The 18755-nt window shown below is 32.8% G+C and carries 20 protein-coding genes; all 20 read right to left on the bottom strand.

Annotated elements, in window-relative coordinates; all coding sequences use genetic code 11:
- Nucleotide 1 precedes the first annotated feature (1 nt).
- The 20 genes from OLM51_RS02375 to OLM51_RS02280 all read right to left on the bottom strand — a co-directional run bounded on the left by OLM51_RS02375 (nucleotide 2) and on the right by OLM51_RS02280 (nucleotide 18749).
- The gene (locus OLM51_RS02375) at nucleotides 2-3682 is read right to left on the bottom strand and encodes a 1-acyl-sn-glycerol-3-phosphate acyltransferase (RefSeq protein WP_264552818.1); all 3681 of its coding nucleotides are present in this window, start codon (nucleotides 3680-3682) and stop codon (nucleotides 2-4) included.
- Nucleotides 3683-3863: 181 nt separating this feature from the next.
- Nucleotides 3864-5048 (bottom strand): DUF2062 domain-containing protein, encoded by a 1185-nt coding sequence (locus tag OLM51_RS02370; protein WP_264552817.1) that lies wholly within the window; start codon nucleotides 5046-5048, stop codon nucleotides 3864-3866.
- An 18-nt stretch (nucleotides 5049-5066) separates the two neighbouring features.
- Nucleotides 5067-5552: a hypothetical protein gene (locus tag OLM51_RS02365; RefSeq protein ID WP_264552816.1), complete on the bottom strand. Its 486-nt coding sequence runs from the start codon at nucleotides 5550-5552 to the stop codon at nucleotides 5067-5069.
- A gap of 2 nt (nucleotides 5553-5554) precedes the next feature.
- Nucleotides 5555-5926: a 3-hydroxyacyl-ACP dehydratase gene (locus tag OLM51_RS02360; protein ID WP_264552815.1), complete on the bottom strand. Its 372-nt coding sequence runs from the start codon at nucleotides 5924-5926 to the stop codon at nucleotides 5555-5557.
- Between the two features lie 4 nt (nucleotides 5927-5930).
- Nucleotides 5931-6557 (bottom strand): porin family protein, encoded by a 627-nt coding sequence (locus OLM51_RS02355; RefSeq protein WP_264552814.1) that lies wholly within the window; start codon nucleotides 6555-6557, stop codon nucleotides 5931-5933.
- A 25-nt stretch (nucleotides 6558-6582) separates the two neighbouring features.
- Nucleotides 6583-7218 carry a hypothetical protein gene (locus OLM51_RS02350; protein ID WP_264552813.1) on the bottom strand — a complete coding sequence of 212 codons (636 nt, stop codon included), beginning with the start codon at nucleotides 7216-7218 and terminating at the stop codon, nucleotides 6583-6585.
- On the bottom strand, nucleotides 7184-7810 hold the full coding sequence (locus OLM51_RS02345) for an outer membrane lipoprotein carrier protein LolA (RefSeq protein WP_264552812.1): 627 nt from the start codon (nucleotides 7808-7810) through the stop codon (nucleotides 7184-7186). Before OLM51_RS02345 ends, OLM51_RS02350 begins: the two co-directional genes overlap by 35 nt.
- A gap of 115 nt (nucleotides 7811-7925) precedes the next feature.
- Nucleotides 7926-8702: a polysaccharide deacetylase family protein gene (locus OLM51_RS02340; RefSeq protein ID WP_264552811.1), complete on the bottom strand. Its 777-nt coding sequence runs from the start codon at nucleotides 8700-8702 to the stop codon at nucleotides 7926-7928.
- Nucleotides 8699-9763, bottom strand: a complete 1065-nt coding sequence (locus tag OLM51_RS02335) for a beta-ketoacyl synthase N-terminal-like domain-containing protein (protein ID WP_264552810.1) — start codon at nucleotides 9761-9763, stop codon at nucleotides 8699-8701. The genes OLM51_RS02340 and OLM51_RS02335 overlap by 4 nt, the downstream gene beginning before the upstream one ends.
- Nucleotides 9763-10959: a beta-ketoacyl-[acyl-carrier-protein] synthase family protein gene (locus OLM51_RS02330; RefSeq protein WP_264552809.1), complete on the bottom strand. Its 1197-nt coding sequence runs from the start codon at nucleotides 10957-10959 to the stop codon at nucleotides 9763-9765. Before OLM51_RS02330 ends, OLM51_RS02335 begins: the two co-directional genes overlap by 1 nt.
- Before the next feature lie 135 nt (nucleotides 10960-11094).
- Nucleotides 11095-11352 (bottom strand): phosphopantetheine-binding protein, encoded by a 258-nt coding sequence (locus OLM51_RS02325; protein WP_017496902.1) that lies wholly within the window; start codon nucleotides 11350-11352, stop codon nucleotides 11095-11097.
- Between the two features lie 2 nt (nucleotides 11353-11354).
- Nucleotides 11355-11972 carry a 3-oxoacyl-ACP synthase gene (locus OLM51_RS02320; RefSeq protein ID WP_264552808.1) on the bottom strand — a complete coding sequence of 206 codons (618 nt, stop codon included), beginning with the start codon at nucleotides 11970-11972 and terminating at the stop codon, nucleotides 11355-11357.
- Between the two features lie 32 nt (nucleotides 11973-12004).
- The gene (locus OLM51_RS02315) at nucleotides 12005-12769 is read right to left on the bottom strand and encodes a hypothetical protein (RefSeq protein ID WP_264552807.1); all 765 of its coding nucleotides are present in this window, start codon (nucleotides 12767-12769) and stop codon (nucleotides 12005-12007) included.
- Nucleotides 12770-12776: 7 nt separating this feature from the next.
- Nucleotides 12777-13916, bottom strand: coding sequence for a beta-ketoacyl-[acyl-carrier-protein] synthase family protein (locus OLM51_RS02310; protein ID WP_264552806.1), 1140 nt, complete (start codon nucleotides 13914-13916; stop codon nucleotides 12777-12779).
- 175 nt (nucleotides 13917-14091) lie between these two features.
- A complete protein-coding gene (locus OLM51_RS02305) occupies nucleotides 14092-14541 on the bottom strand; it encodes an acyl-CoA thioesterase (protein WP_264552805.1) in 450 nt (149 codons plus the stop codon).
- Complete coding sequence (locus OLM51_RS02300) at nucleotides 14516-15799, bottom strand: ABC transporter permease (RefSeq protein WP_264552804.1); 1284 nt, start codon at nucleotides 15797-15799, stop codon at nucleotides 14516-14518. Before OLM51_RS02300 ends, OLM51_RS02305 begins: the two co-directional genes overlap by 26 nt.
- On the bottom strand, nucleotides 15789-16487 hold the full coding sequence (locus tag OLM51_RS02295) for an ABC transporter ATP-binding protein (RefSeq protein ID WP_264552803.1): 699 nt from the start codon (nucleotides 16485-16487) through the stop codon (nucleotides 15789-15791). The genes OLM51_RS02300 and OLM51_RS02295 overlap by 11 nt, the downstream gene beginning before the upstream one ends.
- 61 nt (nucleotides 16488-16548) lie before the next feature.
- Entirely contained in the window at nucleotides 16549-17547 is a 999-nt protein-coding gene (locus OLM51_RS02290; RefSeq protein ID WP_264552802.1) for a BtrH N-terminal domain-containing protein, read from the bottom strand.
- On the bottom strand, nucleotides 17547-17951 hold the full coding sequence (locus tag OLM51_RS02285) for a hypothetical protein (RefSeq protein ID WP_264552801.1): 405 nt from the start codon (nucleotides 17949-17951) through the stop codon (nucleotides 17547-17549). Before OLM51_RS02285 ends, OLM51_RS02290 begins: the two co-directional genes overlap by 1 nt.
- A gap of 339 nt (nucleotides 17952-18290) precedes the next feature.
- Nucleotides 18291-18749 carry an ABC transporter permease gene (locus OLM51_RS02280; protein ID WP_264552800.1) on the bottom strand — a complete coding sequence of 153 codons (459 nt, stop codon included), beginning with the start codon at nucleotides 18747-18749 and terminating at the stop codon, nucleotides 18291-18293.
- Nucleotides 18750-18755: the final 6 nt, after the last annotated feature.

Below are 18755 nucleotides of genomic sequence, written 5' to 3'. Positions count from 1 at the left end.
TTTAATTTTTCTTATATACAATCAGACCGTTTTCTTCTAAAACAGAATCAAAACCAAAGTTAGTTATTGTGTTTTTTAAACGGGAACAATCCACTAAAATTATAGAGGAAGTCAAAGCAGCAATTTTAAGAATATCATCTGTATAATTTTCATCAGAAATTAAAACGATATCATATTGATTTTCAAATGTCATTTCTAAATTATCGGCATAAGTGATCTTCCTTTTTTTACTGATATAGTTTATTTTGGCAACATCTCGTTTTTCTTCATCAGCAATAAACGAAACTATCTTTCGCTGTGGTTCCTGTAGTCCCAATAACACATCCAATTGTCCGTAATCATTGGCTAAATGTAAAATTTTGGCTTTCGCCGAAATATGTTTGTTAAGATTAAAGTAAAGCTCTAAATGTATTTTTATATCATTTTTTACATGGTTTACAATTTCAATTTCTTTATAGTCATAACTATGAAGTAACATTGGTTTAAAATAATCCGGGCCTTCTAATTCCTGACGAATTTTTCTAAATTCAGCTTTAAAAAAGGCACTGATTAATTTAGTTTTTTCGGCATAATTTTTACCAAATGAAAGGTTTTCGGGTGTAATTCTTTCTAAAATTGAAACTGTAAGATGGCTTTCGTGAATTACAAAATCGCCCTTCGGAATTGCCTCTGAAGCACCATGAATTAAAACAGGCAGAATATCTAAATTAAATTCTTCAGCAAGGTAAAAAGCACCTTTATGGAAACGTTTGATCTGATTGCTTTCTGATCGCGTTCCTTCAGGAAAAATCATTAGTGAATATCCTTCTTTTACTTTTTGGCGCAAGTGTTCAACACCGCCTTCGATTCCGTCAGAAACAGGATAAAAACCTGCTTTTCTAACTGTTGCACCAAAAATAGGAGAGTTGTAAACCCAGTCGTTTACCAGAAATATAATTTTTGGACTCAACATTCCCATCGATAAAATATCGACAAACGAAGAATGATTGGCAATAATGATGGCTGGTTTTTTGAAATCCTCATTAAATTTATTAATTACTTTTTTTGTAATAAACGGATTTGTATACAGCACAGATTTCATAAATTTTGAAATCACATATCTAAAACCACGCATTTTTGTTTCTGCCTTTATCGGAAGAATCGGCATGATGATCAAACTGAAGAGCGACATTACCAATCCGCCAAGACCATAATAAGAAAAAGAGATAATACCAGAGATTAAACTGCGTAATTCAAAAGGTGCATTTCCCTTTTTTGGTCTATTGGATAAAAATACTTTAAAAAGAATAGGGTAGAAGATAAACGTAATAATCAGTGCAGCAAAAACTCCAATTAATGAGACTGACGAAATAGATCTCAATGCCGGATGTTTGGCAAAAATCATGGCACCTATTCCTAAAATAGTTGTAATAACGGCCAGAATGATTGAGGTTCTGTAAATCGCAATTTCATTTTTTCCGGTTGTATATTCTTTTTGCAAGGCACTGGTCATGAAAATACTGAAATCGACTCCGTGACCAAAAATTAAAGTGCAGACAATCATGCTAAAAATATTCATCTGAATACCAAAAATGCCCATAATTCCTGCAGTTACAATTCCCGTTAAGGCAATTGGAATACAGCTTACAATGACCAATTCTATTCTTCTGAAAAAGAAAAACAGAATTAAAATTACTGCCACAAATGAATAATTGACCAACGAATTAAAATCGGTTTTCAAAGTACTGAAAAACGTTTCGTTCATTTGCTGACGGTCAATTGCAATTAAATTTGTTTTGGCTGAAGTTGATTTTACAAAAGCATCTCGTTGTTCGGGCGTAACTTTTACTAAAGTCGAAATCGTGTAGAAACCATTTTTTTCAGTGACAAATTCTTTTAATTGTAAAGCCTGAATGTTTAAATACTCGCTGGCAGAAATGGGTTTGAAATCAAAATTTAAATGATCAAAAAAGGCAGAATAAGTAGTTGGCTTAAAACCAAGTTTTGAACCTTCAGTAATTAGACCAGATTTTAAAAGCTGTTTTTTATTGGTATCCCAAAATGAATTCCATTTTTCGATTTTTTGAAGCTGTTGTTTCTGCGAAAGCATTATTCCTCCAACAGAACTAAAATTCAGGATTTTGTGTTGTTGTTTTGCTGTAGATAAATCGGTAAAAAGCTGACTGTTGTTTTGTAAAACTTCATCCATACTTTTTCCGTACGAAGCCACATAAATGGTTTTTGAAGTTAAACTGGTACTTTCCTCCAGTTGTTTTTCTGCAGCTTTAATGTCTTTTGGAACAAAATTTAACTGCGACAAATCGTTGTTAAAGCCAACATTATTATAGGTAAAACAGCAAATAATAGTAATTATAACACAAAACCCAATCAGGAATTTATTGTTATGAAATGAAAAATGCGCTAGTTTATCAATCACATTTTTCTTGTGTTCAAAGTTATTTTCTTTTGGCTTGTATAGATGAGGAACAATCAAAAGTGAGAAAAAGGCTGAAGCCATAACAATTACTGCAGCAAAAATGCCTAAATCATTTAAGGCATCAGATTTTACAAAAAGCAGACATAAAAATGCAACAGCCGTTGTTGAGCTGCTCATGATTACCGGCATCGTAATATCTTTATATAATGTCTTTACATCACTATTATGTTTGTAATGCGTGAGAATATGAATAGAATAATCAATCGTAATTCCGAGTAAAATGGAGCCAATTCCGAGAGAAATGGCTGAAATTTGTTCTTTTACGAAATATAAAAAGGCAACCGCAAACAAAGCTCCAAAAACGGTTGGAAGAAAAATAATAAGCGGAATTAATATTTTTCGGTAGAATAAAATCAAAATCAACATTAGTGTGATCATTGCGATTGTTGTCGTCAGAACAATATCGCTTTTGATTTGTGTGGCATTTGCAACGGCAATCAGAGCCGATCCAAAATAACTGACAGAAGTTTTGCCTTTGAATTTTTGATTTAAATTTTCCTGAATTGATTTTAGTTTTTCGACAAAAAGGGTGTTCTTTTCTGTTTCACTCGATGAAATATCAGAGGAGATAAAAAGTAATAATTTCTTTTTGTCTTTGGTCATGACAAAACCATTGTCAAGAGTAAAATCGTCACCAATATTTAATTGTTGTAATTTTTTTAAAGCGATAAAAGAAATGCCAAGCGGATCCTGCAGAATGAAATCTTTGGTAATAAATCCTGATGGAGAAATAATTGATTTGTAATTGCCTTCAACAGTTGCTGTAATACTGTCTTTTTGCAGTTTATCCTGAATGAGATTATAGTCTTTGTTTTCTAGAAATAGTGGCAGATTATTATAAACAAAATCAATAGTTTCCTGGATGTTTTCTTCATCAATTTTCCCTTGAATTCCGGTAATGTAAGGTTTGCAGGTTTTCGAAACGCTGTCGGAAAAAGCGGTTGCCATTTCTTTTAAATCTTCTTCAGTACCATTTTTTTCGAGTTTGAAAATTACGGTGGTTTTGTCTGCAAAATTTAATTGTTTAAGCACTTTTGCTGTTGCATCGGCTTTGTCGTTTGTTGGAATAAGTTTGGTAATGTCTTCTTCAAATTTGATTTGAGAAGCAAAAAAGCCAAATACAAAAAGCATCAAAAAAGCCAAAAAAACCGAAAGAGATTTTCTTCGGTTTACAAATAGATGAATGGCGTAGAAGTATTGATGCATGTTTTTTTTATTTTTTTTGTCACTCCCGATAGCTATCTGGATAAAGGATTAAATTGATTTCAAAATCTGTGTAAATTTCGCCACGAATTTCACAAATTTTCACGAATTAATTTGTGTGAATTTGTGAAATTCGTGGCGAAAAAAAAATCATTTTAATCTTTTGAATCTGTGGCAAAACTTTTTAAATATTTGCTTTGTTTTTAGAACTAAAAGTGGTTAAAAGAAAATAACTTATAAGACCAACTGATAGCGCAGAAACGGATGCTAAAATAAGACTTCCTACGATATATTGCGTAGCATTTTTCTGAATATCGTCTAATGTTATTGAACTGTCTAAGACTAAAGGTGCATCGCTTGAAACAAAAATGCTCCCTATTTGGAGTGAAGCATAAATTATGAAGGGAATAAAAGGAGGGAAACTTACATTTGAAGTCAGATAGGCAATGACTTTATTAAGCTTAAATAAGGCGGCAAATGTAAATAGTAAAATAGTCTGAAAACCCCAAAACGGTGAAAGACCAATAAAAATTCCCAAAGCAATTGCGGCAGCTTTTTTAAAATTAGAATCGTTGCTTTCTAAAATGTCTTCGAGAAAGAATTTTTTAAATCCTTTTTTTTTTGCTCTTCTAAAAAAATCTCTTGGTTTGATGTACAGCAAAGCGTTGGTTACCAAAACCGTATTTAAAATACTGATTCGGGTAAAATCCCGAAACGGACGAAAATGTGAAACACGCTCTGCGGGATCATACAAAACCTGAATGGGAATGTTTTTTACTATAATTCCTTTCCATGCAGCACGCACAATAACTTCAATTTCAAACTCAAATTTATTGGTGTAAAATTGCTTTGGAAGCAATCGTAACGGATACAATCTAAAGCCGGATTGAGTATCTTCGAGTACAATTCCAGTTTCAAACTTAAACCAGAAATTCGAAAATTTGTTTCCAAAACTGCTTTTCTTTGGCACATTTTCCTGCGTCATATTTCGGCTTCCAATCAAAAGTGCATTTGGTTCATTTTGGATTGCTTCTATAAAAACCGGAATGTCTGATGCAAAATGCTGCCCATCGGAATCTATTGTAATGGCATATTCAAAATTCAGTTCGATTGCTTTTCTAAAACCATTTCTGAGTGCTCTTCCTTTTCCTAAATTCTTTGGATGATGAATTTGTGTAAGCGGAGTATATTGTTTTAAAATCTCAAAAGTCGAATCTGTCGATCCGTCGTTTACAATAATGATATTTGAAGTGAACTCTAAAATAGAATCCAGCACTTTTTTTAACGTTTTCTGATTATTGTACGTCGGGACAATAACACAAAAAGAAGTGGAATTAAGAAGATCGTGCTGTGGTATTGTAGATTTCATCTGGAATTTTGCTTTCGCTTACTTCACGAATTGTTTCTCTTTTTCTGAGAAACTTTTAGATTGTAAAATAAAGTCTTTTAAATATTCTTTTAAAGAGGAATTTTGCGCTGCATAATTATCAGTCAAATATTTTTTGTCCTCTTTAATATTCTTTTTATAACCTGTAACTCCGGGAACATTTTCCTGAATACTCAAACGGATCATACGGATTTCGATATTATTGGGTTCATTTTTTATTGTTGATTCCAAAAGAGTTGCACCTTCTTTAAAACGATCCATTTTATTTTTTAGTTTCTTCTCGTATTTTGAATCCAACAAAATAGAAGCAGCTTTGTAAGCCACTAAAAGTTTATCATCGCTGTTAGAAACACCTGCCAGTTTTTCTGAGAATTCTTTTGCGTTGTTTTCAGATTTTGTAACACCGGTATACATTTTCCTGATAGTTCCCAGATCTGGAGTACCAGCAAAATTTATGAAAAGAAGTAACGATATCAGTAATTTCATAATTATATTTTTTTATACGCATTGCTCAATTTTAAAGCAACGGTATCATTAAAATAGGTAGTGTTTTTCACCTTTACCAAATTATCACCAGTGCTTGTAATATCGAGCTCTAAACGCAACTCCGGATTTGTCTCCGGATTTATTAATGCCATAAATTTTACATTTGTCAATGTTTGAATCATCAATGAACTTTTGGTAATAGATTCAGTAAGTTCTTTAATAATCTGAATCATACAAACACCTGGCATAATCGGATTTCCAGGAAAATGTCCGTTGAAAACTTCATGATTTTTGTTGACTAAAATAGTAATCGTATGCTTAGAATCTCCCGTTTTTTCTTCTGAAAGTACTTTATAGAAGTCTTTTAAAACCATTTTTTTATTTTGTTTTAAACGTATAACTAATACCAAATTGGAAAACCTGGTTTAGAATTACATTGTCATAGTAGTAATTATTATTGTCGTTGTAATTATTAAGATCATCATACCCATAAATATCGATTAGACCTTGTTTAAAACGTGCTTCAAAAGTTAAACCATTTGGTAATGTGTATCCAATTCCACCAACAAAGGCAAGATCAACATCAATAGGATCATAACCGTAACGGCCAAAATTGTCATCTGTTTTTAAATCAAGAGATGGTCCGGCTAAAACGTGAAAACCACTTCCATGAAAATTAAATTTTGCTACAGCTCCGGCAGTAATATAATTCAGATCATATTTTACTTGTCTGAAAGATACATAATCATCAGGGTTTATAGTATATTCTCTTCCTTCAGAACCTTGTCTTGAGTACGTTAATTCAGGCTGAAGCGTAAAATATTTATTGAATTTAATTTCTACTAAACCACCTACGTAATAATCAGATTTTACATTATTATCATCAATATTGGTTAATCTCGCAAGGTTCAAACCACCTCTTATTCCGGGACTAACTTTTACTTGTGCCTGCGATGTTATAAGACCTGCAAATAAAACGAATGCGATTAAGGCTATTTTTCTCATGGTTGGTATGGTTTAGTTTGATTTTTTATTCTGATTTAAAATAATTTAGCTCAATTTTTAGCTTGATATTTTGGTGTAAAATGACAACTTTTTTAGCAAAAGTATCGTTTTCTAAAGTAAAAGTAAATGTTATTTTTTCTTTTGTCTTAGAAGAACGTACTACTTTTTCTAATTTTTGATCTTTTTTTGAAAAGAAAAGATAGTTATCACGATAGTTGTCTGCTGATTTATAAATGTTATAATTTTCATTTTCGAACTGTTCCTGAATTTGATAATCTTTTTTAAGAAGAATTCTAAAATCTTCAGTCAACGTATTAATCAGGATTTTTCGATCAAGCTCAGATACGATTGAATTAACTTTAAAAGTCTTTTCAGAAATTTCAAAATCCAGTAGTTTGTTTCCAAATTCGGTTGTAAAAACTACTCTGTGTGTAGTGTCGTTTACTTTTTTGGCAATAAAGATTCCGGACATTTCATGACCGTAAACTGTAACGTTGGTTTTGTAAACATAATCGGTTTTTGAGTCCGAAAAATACGGAACTTCAATAGCGGTTTTGTCTAATTTTTTGGGCGTATAATTTTTTGTGACCGAGCCACAGGAAAACAAAACAATTGCCAGAAAACAATTAATTAGTAAAAACTGAATCGTCGATTTTTGCATTGATTACTTTATTTTTAAGTACAATTCTAGTATAATCTTCAGATGATTCCAACAATTTTACCTGAACAACTGTTGCTTCTTCTTTATCAAAAGTCAGCTCGATTTGTTTGATGTATTTTTTCAAAGTCGCATCTTTCGGAATAAATTTTGCCAGATTTTGACCTTTTAATTTGAAATACGAAATCGTAAATTCTTTGTCGTCAAACATATTGCCGCTCACGCTTCCAACAATTAATTTATTGATTCTTGCAAAGATTTTACTGTTGCCAATATCAACCGCGCTTTTCTTTCCTTCGTCGTTAATCAGAATTTTTCCGTTCTTGAAAACGATACTATAATTGTATGGTTTTTTGTATTGCCATGATAATAATGCAGGTTCTTTAAAAAACATTTTTCCAGAAGTTTCAATGTCTTTTGACAAAAAATCCAAATGTTTGTATTGGACAAAATCAGTGCTTAAGGTTTTGATTTTTTTAGAAACTACGTTTACATCTTGTTTGAAAGAGGCAATTTCGGCATCGGTCATTTTTTGTTCCTGAGCGAACAAATTGCTTGAAATAAATAGAATTAATAGTGCTATTTTAGTTTTCATATTTGTCAAAAAATTGTGCTTAAATTTTTTTTGCCACAGATTTCACAGATTAAAATGATTAGAAAAATCTCTATTAATCCGCGTTTTCGCGATAGCGAATCCGTTTCATCCGCGTTCAATTTTCATAAGCTTTAAGATTCAAAAGTTCTTCGATCGAAACGACTTGATAATTATTTTGCTGTAAAAATTGCAAAAACTGTTCCAATACCAAAACAGAGTGTGGAGCAGTGTCGTGCAAAAGTACAATTCCGCCGGGAGAAACGCGTTTTTTAATTCGGCTTAAAATCAAATCCTGATTCTTTGTTCCTCCGTCAAGCGAGCGAATATTCCAGCCAATAACTTGGTGTCCGGTTATTTTTAAAGCTCTTCGAATTGATGGTGTTGTCACTCCGTAAGGCGGACGAAAAAAGTTGATTTTTTTGGAAGTGAATTTTTCCAGCAATTTATCTGTTTTGCGAAGTTCATCAGTTATTTTGTCTTCATGATAAAAATCGAAAAATTTAGAATGACTGTAGGAATGATTTCCAACCAAATGACCTTCAGCGATAATTTGTTTTAGAATTTCAGGATGTGTTTCGATATTTTTTCCAATGCAGAAGAAAGTCGCTTTGGCGTTGTATTTTTTCAGAAGTTCCAAAACTTCCAAAGTAAAAATACTCGGACCATCATCAAAAGTTAAGGCAATTTTTTTTTCTGTTTCTAGCGGATTATTGCAGAAAGCTTTTACATGATAATTGGATGAAATTCGGGCAGAACCAAAAGCATTTATTCCCAACCAAATTAAAACAATCAAAACAAACCACCAAAAATTTATTGCCGTATAAAGATTCAGAAGAAACAATAAAAGCAGTAAAAAGATAAAAAAAACGGATATGTTTTTATGCGTTATCATTTTGAAAGCAACGTAAAACTATGATTTTTTCCATTTACCTGATTGTACAGCAAGATGGTATTACAAGCTGGTTTTGTAACCGAATTTACTTTTATGATTTCAGGAATTTCCTGAGTTTTTATAATTTTTGAAGCCATCCATAATGCAAAAGCCGAAGCTGTGTCGTATGCACCGCTCAAATGTTTGTAATACAATTGAGGTGTTTCTGCGAAAGTATTTTCGGAAAGATTCTTATAATAGAAATCAGAATCTAAGTTCCCGTCAAAACCAAGAACAACAGCATCAAGATCTGAAATTTGTAAATTATTATGTTTTAAGAAAGTGATAATTGCATTTTCAATTTCATTTTCTTCTAAAGTATTTATGATTTCAACGTCTAGAATTTCTGTATAAGTATTAGCTTTTTTTTCATTTTCCAAAACAAAAAAACTAGCGCCTTCGCCATAGACAACTCCAGTTGAATTGGCATTTAAAATATTTGAAGGAAGATCATTTTCTTTTTTAATTCTTCCGGCCAATTTAAAAAGAGACAAAGTATATTCTCCGTTTTCATCAACGCCACCAACTAAAATCGAATTGGCTTCCTCTTCTTCAATCTGCATTTTAGCATCCAAAAGAGCCGATTCAAAAGAAACAGCTCCATTTACATACGTAAAATTATAACCTTTGCATGGTAAAGAAAGTGCAATCTGCGCACCAACCGTATTGTGAGTCGATTGAATAAAAGAAGTTGGAGTTAAGAACTCTTCATTATTATCAAGAATGTTTTTCAGGAATTTTTCAGAATCTTCGATACAGCCCAAACCAGTTCCGGTAATGATGGCATCAACATTTTCGACATTGGCATCTTTCATTGCCAAAGCCGAAGCTACAATTCCGTTTTTTACTCCTTTTGCCATTCTTCTGGCAGCAGCGGGCGAAATGTAATCTTTGTAAACCGGCGATACGATAGAAAGTACGGTTTCATTTTGATTGTAAACAGCTTCTTCTAAAAAAACAGTATCAAATGTTTTTTGAGTCGAAATACAACCTACTCCATTTATATATGTTTTTTTTGTCATTAGCTTTTAGAAAATATAAGGGTTGAACAATTTCCGCCAAAACCAAAAGAATTGGACAAAACGTGTTCGATAGTTGCATTTTTTAAGGAAGTTTGTGGTTTTAAATCAAATTCTTCCATCGAAGTTTCAAAATTCAAATTTGGGTAAACCACACTATTTTGAATGGCCAAAACACTGTAAACGGCTTCAATCGCAGCTGCAGCCGCTAAAGTATGACCCGTAAACGGTTTTGTAGAACTGAAATCAGGAACTTTTTCGTTTTCATAAATTCGTAGTAAAGCTCTACCTTCAGATAAATCGTTATTTGGCGTTGCGGTTCCATGAACATTGATATAATCAATTTCGGAAGGTTTTAAACCTGAAACTTCAAATGCTTTTTTCATGGCCAGATAGGCGCCGTCTCCATTTTCTGAAGATGCAGTTTGGTGAAAAGCATCATTTGCATTTCCGTAACCAGAAACTCTTGCCAGGACTTTTTTATTTTGTTTGGCGACAATTTCATCCGATTCTAAAACCAAAAAAGCGGCGGCTTCGCCAAGATTTAACCCTTTTCGGTTATTGTCAAAAGGTTTGTTATAATCGTCAGATAAAATCATTAAAGTCTTGAATCCGTTGATAGTGAATTTTGCCAAAGCATCAGTTCCGCCCACAATTACGCGATCCAGTTTTCCGGTTTTGATTAATCTAGCGCCCAGCATAATCGAGTTTGCTGCCGACGAACAAGCCGTACTGATTGTCGTAACCATTCCTTTTAAACCAAGTTCTGAAGCAATTTTTTCAGCGACATCGCCACCATCGTGACAGGTAATGTATTTAACCAATTCTGGTTTTTCGAAATAATCGTAATAATGTTTTTCGGTCATGTCCATTCCGCCTACACTTGTGGCCGAAATAAGTCCGGTTCTAAATTCGTTAATCGAGGTTATGCCGGCATTTTCAACAGCTTGTTTGGCAGCCAAAGTACCAATCATAGCGGTTCTGGAGAAATTGTTATCCTCATTTAATTTCAGTTCATCGATAAGATCTTCATTGGTTTTTTTGATTTCACCAACTTTGATAACATCTGCGTGAACAGTGGAAATATTTTGAATACGAGAAATTCCGATTTTGTTTTCGATCAGAGAAATGTAATTTTCCTCAACCGAATTACCAATCGCAGAGATAATTCCCATTCCCGTTATTGCAACACCTTTCATTTTAGACTTCTTAGATTGTTAGAATTTTAGACTCCTTAGATTTTTTTATTAGACTTATTTAGACATTAGACTTCTTAGATTTTTGGAAAGCATTTGTCTAAGAAGTCTAAAAATCTAAGCCAGTCTAAGTAAGTCTTATTTCGTTCTGTTAGCACTAATATAAGCCGCCATAGTTTCGATAGACTGGAAAATTGTTTTTCCTTCTTTCGGGTCAACTAGTTTAATTCCGTAATCTTTATCTAAAATTACGATCAATTCAAGCGCATCAATTGAGTCTAAACCTAAACCATCTCCAAACAAAGGATCGTTATCTGCAATGTCTTCAATTGCGATATCTTCAAGATTTAAAGTTGTAATGATTTTATTTTTTAATTCTTCTTTTAATGCTTCCATGATTATTTACTATATAATGTATTGATATTTTCGTTTTTATATTTCTCGATTTCTTCCTTGCCAATGATGCAGAGAAAAGCTTTGTAATTCTCGTTAAAATATTCCACCCAGCCACATAGAACTTTATCTGCTTTATCTGAATTCAATAAAATGTTTGAATAATTCGACATAAATTCTGTGTTGAAAGCATCAAATATAAAGAAAGAATTCTCACTTTTTAGTTGATGACGAATACTTATTTCGCCCAGACAAATATTTGGCAACGTATAAACAAAAACCGCCGGACTTGGATAATAGTTTTCTTTATCAGAAATCGATTCCTGATATTTTACATCGGTATCTAAACTTGACGATTTATTGGCCAAAACCAAAGCAATATTATTTTCTTCTTCAGAAGAAATTATCGGACTCAAAAGCAGCTCCGATCCTAAAAAAGCCAGTTTGCTCAAAGCATCCATTTTGAAAAACTTTGGATATTGGATTTCAAAATTACGCAATGCTTGTTTAGAGAAATCTGCAAAATCGGTTGGTTCAGTTTTGAATACAGAAGTTCCGTTCAAAACAATTTCGTTGTTTTGGATGCTGATGTAGGATTGTATGTAGGTTTTGGTTTGTGTCATTATTATCTAATAAGAATTCTATTAAATCTAATTTATAAAGGCATAATTTTTTTTAAATCGAATTCGCCGTAATACTTTAGAATATGTGAAAGGCCAACTAAAGTTAAGTCACCATATTTTGTCAAAATTCCTTTTTCAAAAAGATCATAAATTTTTGGACGATTCAATTTTGAGGTTATTATTTCCACTAATTGATCCCGACCTTGTATATTTAATAAGTCAATGACTGATGATTTTTCGATATTAATTAGAATTTTCTGGATTTCGTTAATTACATTTTTATCAATTAAAGATTGCTCTATTTTTTCCTTAAATGATTTTGATAAAAATTCTTTAGTGTATTCACTTCCTGATATTTTCGGAAAAATTTCTTTACTAAAATCTTCATTAGTCTTATCAAAGCAATTTATTATTGCAAGAAATGTTGCTTTATTGAAATCATTACTTTGAGTATCTAGATTTTTTTTAAAACTACCATTATTTATTTCAAATGTTAGCCCCAAATTTTCACCTCGTATTCCTTCTAAATATTCTATAAAAAACTTTAAGACTTTTTGGACAACCTCTTTATATCCAATTTCATGAGGAATTTGTTCATTTGTTATTTTCCAATCTATAAAATTCCGATCTTCTTGATTTTTATAAATTTTGAGTTCTATATGAGCATAGTGCTCGAAATTAGAACTAACAACAGATTTACCTTCTACAGGTTCTAAGTCCCAAGTTTCTAGTTTATTTTTAATTAAAAACAATTCTTTAGAATAATGAAATTCTCTTTTAAGATAAGTCGTTATCATTTCTTTTTTATTTCACTTTCTCAAAAATAACAGCCGTATTACAACCTCCAAATCCAGAAGCTGTTTTCAGGAAATATTCAATAGTCGCTTCTTTATTTTTCTCAACAACATTTACAGTCTCACTAACTCCAATTTCATCAAAACCTTTAGATTCAAAAAGCATATTTCGATTTGCCGATTCAATCGCAATTACTGTTTCCAATAATCCCGAAGCGCCTAATGTATGACCGTAAAAACCTTTTAAACTATTTACAGGAACATTTTGTAAACCTAAACGGTTTAAAGCAATGGCTTCCATTTCATCATTAAATGGAGTTGCAGTTCCGTGTGCGGAAATATAATCTAATTTCTTGGCTTCAATTTTTGCTTCTTTCAAAGCATTCTGAATACTTCTAAACAAACCTTCACCTGTTCTTGAAGGACCCGAAATATGATTGGCATCGTTTATAGAGCTGTCGCCAATTACTTTTATTTTCGCATTTTTGGCTTCCGCCGAAACTAAAACTGCAGCGGTTGCTTCGCCTAAACTTACTCCGGTTCTATTTTTAGAATACGGTTTACATGGCAATTCACTCATTGCCTGAAATGCATTAAAACCAGATAAAACAAATTCTGAAACTTCGTCGCCGGCCACGACAAAAACATTGTCATACAGTTCCGACTGAATCATTCTTTTAGCCACTGAAACGGCTAAAATTCCCGAAACGCAGGCATTTGAAACTACAATTGGTTGTGTTTGAAATTTGAAGAAATTGGCAACATTTTTTGCCAAAACATCTAAATGTGCGTTATTAAAATTTTCTTTGGAGTTCTCTTTTAAAGCCGTCACATTTCCTTTTGTTGTCGAAAGTATAAAGGCAGTTTTCGAATTTAATTCAACTCCCGAATTTTTGATAATTGCTTCCAAAGCCAAAATCATCATTTTCTCTAAACGGGAATATTTTGTTTCAACACTGATTTTTGAAAAAGCACTGTTTATTTTTTCATCAGAAATAATTGCAGCATAAAATGAATTTGGCATTAAAGAAATATCGCTATGAAGCTGAATTCCCGAATCGCCACGCAAAATCGCTTCGATGTTTGACTCAACATCAAAACCCAAAGGTGTAATACAATTCGTTTGCGTGATGTAAATTTCTTTTGACATTTTATGATTCTCATTTTCTCCTGCAAGGTTTCCAAAACCTTGTAGGTCTGTTTATTATTATAACGCTTTATCTAGAAAAAATGGCACACAGATTAAACAGATTTAAGCGGATTTGCACAGATGATTTATTTTAAACCTACAAGGTTTTGAAAACCTTGCAGGAAACGGATTTAGTTTATTTAATTAACCCAACTTTCCTTTTCCATTCCTCATAAAAAGGAGGATTCGTCAACATTAAATTCCCTTCTTTATCTAAAAAAACCTGAACAGTTTCGCCAGTGCAGGCAACTTCGCCCTGAGCGTCAATAATTTTAAAACGGTAAATTATTTTGGCGGCCGGAGTATCAACAACTGTGGTTTCGATTGTTACAACATCGCCGTAACGCAGAGACAATTTATGTTCGCATTTTGATTTTACAATTGGAGTAGTGTAACCCGTTTTTGCAATGTCTAAATACGTAAGTCCGTGTTGGCGTCCAAAAGCTTCGCGTCCATCTTCGAAATAGGTAATATAATTGCCGTGCCAAACGATTCCAAGCGGATCAGTTTCGTTAAAACGAATTCTAATTTCGTGAGAAACGGTTAGGTCTGAGGCTTCGTTATACTGTTCTTTTCTTTTTGTCATAAAATAAGGCAATGGAAGTTGTGATTATAAAGAACAAAAATAACAAACTTATTTTTGGAATGATTTCAAGGAAAGTAGTATTACGCAATAAAACATCATAAAATGCTTCTAGTCCCCAATTCATAGGAGATGATTTGGCAATAAACTGCATGATTTTTGGCATTGCAAAAACCGGAACCCATACTCCGCCAATTGCTGCTAAAATAATCACACTTGTCGCGCCAAATGGTGCCGATTGTTCCTGTGTATTGGCAACGGTTCCTAATAAAATTCCGAATCCAATTGCAGCAAAACCAGAAAACAAAGCTACGACGCTCATTAAAAATAAATGTCCTTCAATATTCAACGGAGGTAAACCAATATGAGGGAAAAGGAAAATAGCAACGGCAACCATCATATAAAACTGAATCATGCAGATTATAGAATACGTTATGGTTTTGCCAATAATGACAACTAAATTAGAAACAGGATTGGTCAGTAAACGAACAAATGTTCCCTGTGATTTTTCCTTTACAATATTGATTGAAAGCGGAATCACAATAAAAAATATCGCAAAAAGTGTCCAGGCCGGAACATTGTGCTGTACCGAATTTGGTAATACTTCTTTGTTGTTTATTCTTGGAATAATTTCTTTGAAAGTAATAAAACTCTTTTGCTCAAATTGTGCGTTTTCTTCGCCTAACTGATTTTGAAAAGTGGTATAAATTGATTTGGTTTCGATTTGAGAAATCATCTTATCAATAGAGCTCATTACCGAGTTCTTAAAACTCAATTGTACTGCCGGATCAAAATACAATTTGACTTCTTTTTGCTGAATCGCCTTCGGTTTTTCTGGTTTGGCAATGCTATCAGTAAAACCTATTTTACTCACAATATTTTCGACATTCTGATCAATTTTGGCTTGTAAATCGGTGCTTAAATTTTTCGGAATTATAATGGCGAGCTGAAATTTTCCTTTGTAAACATTTTCTCTGGCAATTTCTTCTGTGATTGGTTTATTGTCAATTTGTGTAACAACACTGAACAATTGGCTTTTTTCCAGATTGTCAAAAACGGTTTTTGAAACAGCGCCATTATCATTATCGACTAATAAAATGGGAATTTTATTATCGCTAATCGTTTTAAACGTGCTGTCCTGGATTAAAGTTACCGTAATTACCAAAACCAGAGGCATGACAAATAAAATGATCAAACCACCTAAATCTCTTCTTAATAAAAGAAATTCTTTTACTACTGACATCCAAATTTTATATATCATCTCTCAGTTCTTTACCAGTTAATGAAATAAAAACATCTTCGAGATTTTGTGCATTTTCTGTAGAATCAATTAAGGCTTTTGGAGTTCCTTTTGCATAAATCTGACCTTGATCTAAAATAGCAATGGTATCGCATAAATCCTGTGCTTCTGCCAAATGATGCGAAGTATAAATAATAGTTGTCCCATTTTGATTGAGAACTTTTAGATAATTTAAAATCGCATTTTTAGACTGAACATCAACACCAACTGTTGGTTCATCCAAAAACAAAACTTTTGGATTGTGCAGAATTCCTGCAATTAAATTCACACGACGTTTCATTCCGCCCGAAAAAGTATGAATTTGTTTATCTGCAAATTTCAATAAGCCCAAAAGATCTAAAGTTTCGATTACTTTATCTTTTAAATCGGGACCTTTTAAGCCATACATGCTTCCAAAATAATGCAGATTTTCTCTTGCTGTAAGTGTAGGATACAAAGCGTATTCCTGAGGAACAACACCAATAATTTTTTTGATTTTAAGTGAATGACTGGAATAGTTCAGATCATTAATCGTAAAATGTCCTGAAGTGGGTTTGATTAAACCACAGAGCATTGAAATCAAGGTTGTTTTTCCCGCGCCATTCGGACCTAATAATCCGAAAATCTGTCCTTCGTTTATTTCCAGTGAAACGTCGTTCAAGGAAAACATTTCTGCTTCTTTGTACTTTTTCGAAAGGGATTCTATTTTTATTATAGGTTGCAAAATATCGTTAGCTGATAGCTTTTTTTAGTTTTTTGAAAAAGATTTCTTCGCGATTAGCAATGTCCAAAAGTTCATCGGCAATGGCGTTATAGGCATCTTCTTTGGCACTTCGGTTTTTATAAATTCTGGAGGCTTCAACGGCAAAATCTCTCCATGAATCTCCAATTTGTGTCATTTCTTTTGAAAGCGTTTTCAATTCTTCATTACCTAAAATAACCGAAGCTTCCTGCAAAAACGCAGCATAAATAAAACGGAAACCACCGCCTCCGGTTCCAATTTCTTCCTGCATACGCACCATTTGAGCCAAATAGTGATTGGCTTTTCTAACACCGTGTTTTTTAGGCCATTTTCGAATTTGACGAGAAACCATTTTAATTCCGCGAACACCTACAATTGGCATTGGCGCGAGCATATCTCGACACGTATTTTTGATTCCTTTTATAATCGCACTTTTATAATCAACATTGTTCGGAATCTGAATTGGATAATACATTTGACCTCTTGGTGCAAAAGCACCTTTGGCAAAACGCACTTTATCCATTTCGTCGTGGGTTAAAGTTGTCACGGTTTCCATAACCGGATCGCTAATCAAATAATCGGTTTCGGTTTTGCCGTAAACGACTAAATTGTGTGCGTTGAAATGAAAGCGGTATTCATCAGGAAAATAACTTAAATGATAAACACCAACTTGAAGTCCGGTTGGAATATTATTTTTTAGATTTTCTTCTAAGGCTTTATTGGCATTGGCAACCGAAGAAAATTTTTGTCTTTTTATTTTTAGATTTAAACGATTGGCAACTTTATTAAAAATATGCCCAGGCAAAGTTCTATAGCTGATTGCCGGCGCATGATTAACTTTTAAGAAAGGTAAATACACGAAAAAAAGCCCTGAACCAATTCCGAAAACCATCGGTTCGCTGATATTGAGTCCGCTGTTTTTTAAGAGGTTTGAAGCTACTCCGTTTTCACAATGAGCAGATTGATGATGTGTAAAAGTAACTTGCATTATTTAGTGATACTATTTTTTAATTCGGCAATTGAAATATCAAAAGCGTCGGCATATTTTTGTAAAATCTTGTCGTTTAATTTAGCAAAAACGGCAGGTTTAAAATGTCTTTTTACACGCCATTTCCACATTTCTACATATCCGGCAAGAATCGTTAAATCCATTTTGTTGAGTTCCATAAAATAACAAATCGGACTCAATTCTCCGTTTTGAACTTTGATCCTGGCTTCTTCTGCACGTTCTTTTATATCGTCAATTGCGTTTGAAAGTGCAATTGCTTTTGGTTCCCAGCCCGTACTCAAAGCGGTCGTGTAATTCCCGTTTTCATCGGTCGCATAAACAAGCTCTTTCAGGTTCTTTTTGCTTAAATTTCCATCGTGCTGAGGTACATTTTCTTTTTCCATGATGTAATAATTTAAAACGATCTATACATAAAAACAAATACTAGAAAAGAGCTAATAATCAAAAAGCCCAAATTTATAAAGGCTAGATCTTTTCTTTTTTTGACAAATAGATAAAGCATTTCTATAAATAAAATAAAGTAATAAATTGATACTGTCATAAAAGTCATTACTACCATTCCTAAACCACCATCAACATGTCGATGTATATTATTGTCGCAATATTTATGAGGATCAAATGTAAGGCACCAAATAACAAAGACAGTTCCTATCAATAGAGTCAAAATCCCTATTCGAATTAGCAAATGATAGACAGATTTCTTTGAGCTCATGGATAATTATTTAAACCGAAATCGTTTTTTGAATAAACAAATTGATTTCGCATTCTAAAAGTATTTTGTTTTCGAGCAAACTTTGACAGCTCATATTACATATTGTATAATCATCACCAACAAACTTGGAAACTAAAGTTGCTTTTGTTGTTATAGTATCGCCAACTTTTGGCAAGGCATGTATTTTTAAATTTTTTAAGGCACTGATAAAACCAATAACATTTACGTTTTCATTTTCGGTTCCGTCTTCCTCAAAAAAATATTTTTTTCCAACAATAGAAGAACAGGTTTGTGCTGTATTTTCGATTAGACCGGCTTCAATAAAAACACCATTATCAACAAAAATATTATTGTCTCTAATTAAAAATACAGTTTCTACAAAGTTGGCATCAATATCTAAAATTAAATCGACCATGAGCATTGGCGCACGATGAGGTAAATAATTTTGTATGTCAACTCCAACTTTCATCCTTAA

The organism is Flavobacterium sp. N2038, assembly GCF_025947185.1.
Lineage (GTDB): Bacteria > Bacteroidota > Bacteroidia > Flavobacteriales > Flavobacteriaceae > Flavobacterium.
Note: the sequence above shows the minus strand (reverse complement) of the source record. Positions and strands in the feature narration are given on the sequence as shown.

What these genes read in the sequence shown, in the direction of transcription:
- OLM51_RS02375 (WP_264552818.1), bottom strand. Translation starts at nt 3,682, where the DNA reads ATGCATCAATACTTCTACGCCATTCATCTATTTGTAAACCGAAGAAAA.
- OLM51_RS02370 (WP_264552817.1), bottom strand. Translation starts at nt 5,048, where the DNA reads ATGAAATCTACAATACCACAGCACGATCTTCTTAATTCCACTTCTTTT.
- OLM51_RS02365 (WP_264552816.1), bottom strand. Translation starts at nt 5,552, where the DNA reads ATGAAATTACTGATATCGTTACTTCTTTTCATAAATTTTGCTGGTACT.
- OLM51_RS02360 (WP_264552815.1), bottom strand. Translation starts at nt 5,926, where the DNA reads ATGGTTTTAAAAGACTTCTATAAAGTACTTTCAGAAGAAAAAACGGGA.
- OLM51_RS02355 (WP_264552814.1), bottom strand. Translation starts at nt 6,557, where the DNA reads ATGAGAAAAATAGCCTTAATCGCATTCGTTTTATTTGCAGGTCTTATA.
- OLM51_RS02350 (WP_264552813.1), bottom strand. Translation starts at nt 7,218, where the DNA reads ATGCAAAAATCGACGATTCAGTTTTTACTAATTAATTGTTTTCTGGCA.
- OLM51_RS02345 (WP_264552812.1), bottom strand. Translation starts at nt 7,810, where the DNA reads ATGAAAACTAAAATAGCACTATTAATTCTATTTATTTCAAGCAATTTG.
- OLM51_RS02340 (WP_264552811.1), bottom strand. Translation starts at nt 8,702, where the DNA reads ATGATAACGCATAAAAACATATCCGTTTTTTTTATCTTTTTACTGCTT.
- OLM51_RS02335 (WP_264552810.1), bottom strand. Translation starts at nt 9,763, where the DNA reads ATGACAAAAAAAACATATATAAATGGAGTAGGTTGTATTTCGACTCAA.
- OLM51_RS02330 (WP_264552809.1), bottom strand. Translation starts at nt 10,959, where the DNA reads ATGAAAGGTGTTGCAATAACGGGAATGGGAATTATCTCTGCGATTGGT.
- OLM51_RS02325 (WP_017496902.1), bottom strand. Translation starts at nt 11,352, where the DNA reads ATGGAAGCATTAAAAGAAGAATTAAAAAATAAAATCATTACAACTTTA.
- OLM51_RS02320 (WP_264552808.1), bottom strand. Translation starts at nt 11,972, where the DNA reads ATGACACAAACCAAAACCTACATACAATCCTACATCAGCATCCAAAAC.
- OLM51_RS02315 (WP_264552807.1), bottom strand. Translation starts at nt 12,769, where the DNA reads ATGATAACGACTTATCTTAAAAGAGAATTTCATTATTCTAAAGAATTG.
- OLM51_RS02310 (WP_264552806.1), bottom strand. Translation starts at nt 13,916, where the DNA reads ATGTCAAAAGAAATTTACATCACGCAAACGAATTGTATTACACCTTTG.
- OLM51_RS02305 (WP_264552805.1), bottom strand. Translation starts at nt 14,541, where the DNA reads ATGACAAAAAGAAAAGAACAGTATAACGAAGCCTCAGACCTAACCGTT.
- OLM51_RS02300 (WP_264552804.1), bottom strand. Translation starts at nt 15,799, where the DNA reads ATGATATATAAAATTTGGATGTCAGTAGTAAAAGAATTTCTTTTATTA.
- OLM51_RS02295 (WP_264552803.1), bottom strand. Translation starts at nt 16,487, where the DNA reads ATGTTTTCCTTGAACGACGTTTCACTGGAAATAAACGAAGGACAGATT.
- OLM51_RS02290 (WP_264552802.1), bottom strand. Translation starts at nt 17,547, where the DNA reads ATGCAAGTTACTTTTACACATCATCAATCTGCTCATTGTGAAAACGGA.
- OLM51_RS02285 (WP_264552801.1), bottom strand. Translation starts at nt 17,951, where the DNA reads ATGGAAAAAGAAAATGTACCTCAGCACGATGGAAATTTAAGCAAAAAG.
- OLM51_RS02280 (WP_264552800.1), bottom strand. Translation starts at nt 18,749, where the DNA reads ATGAAAGTTGGAGTTGACATACAAAATTATTTACCTCATCGTGCGCCA.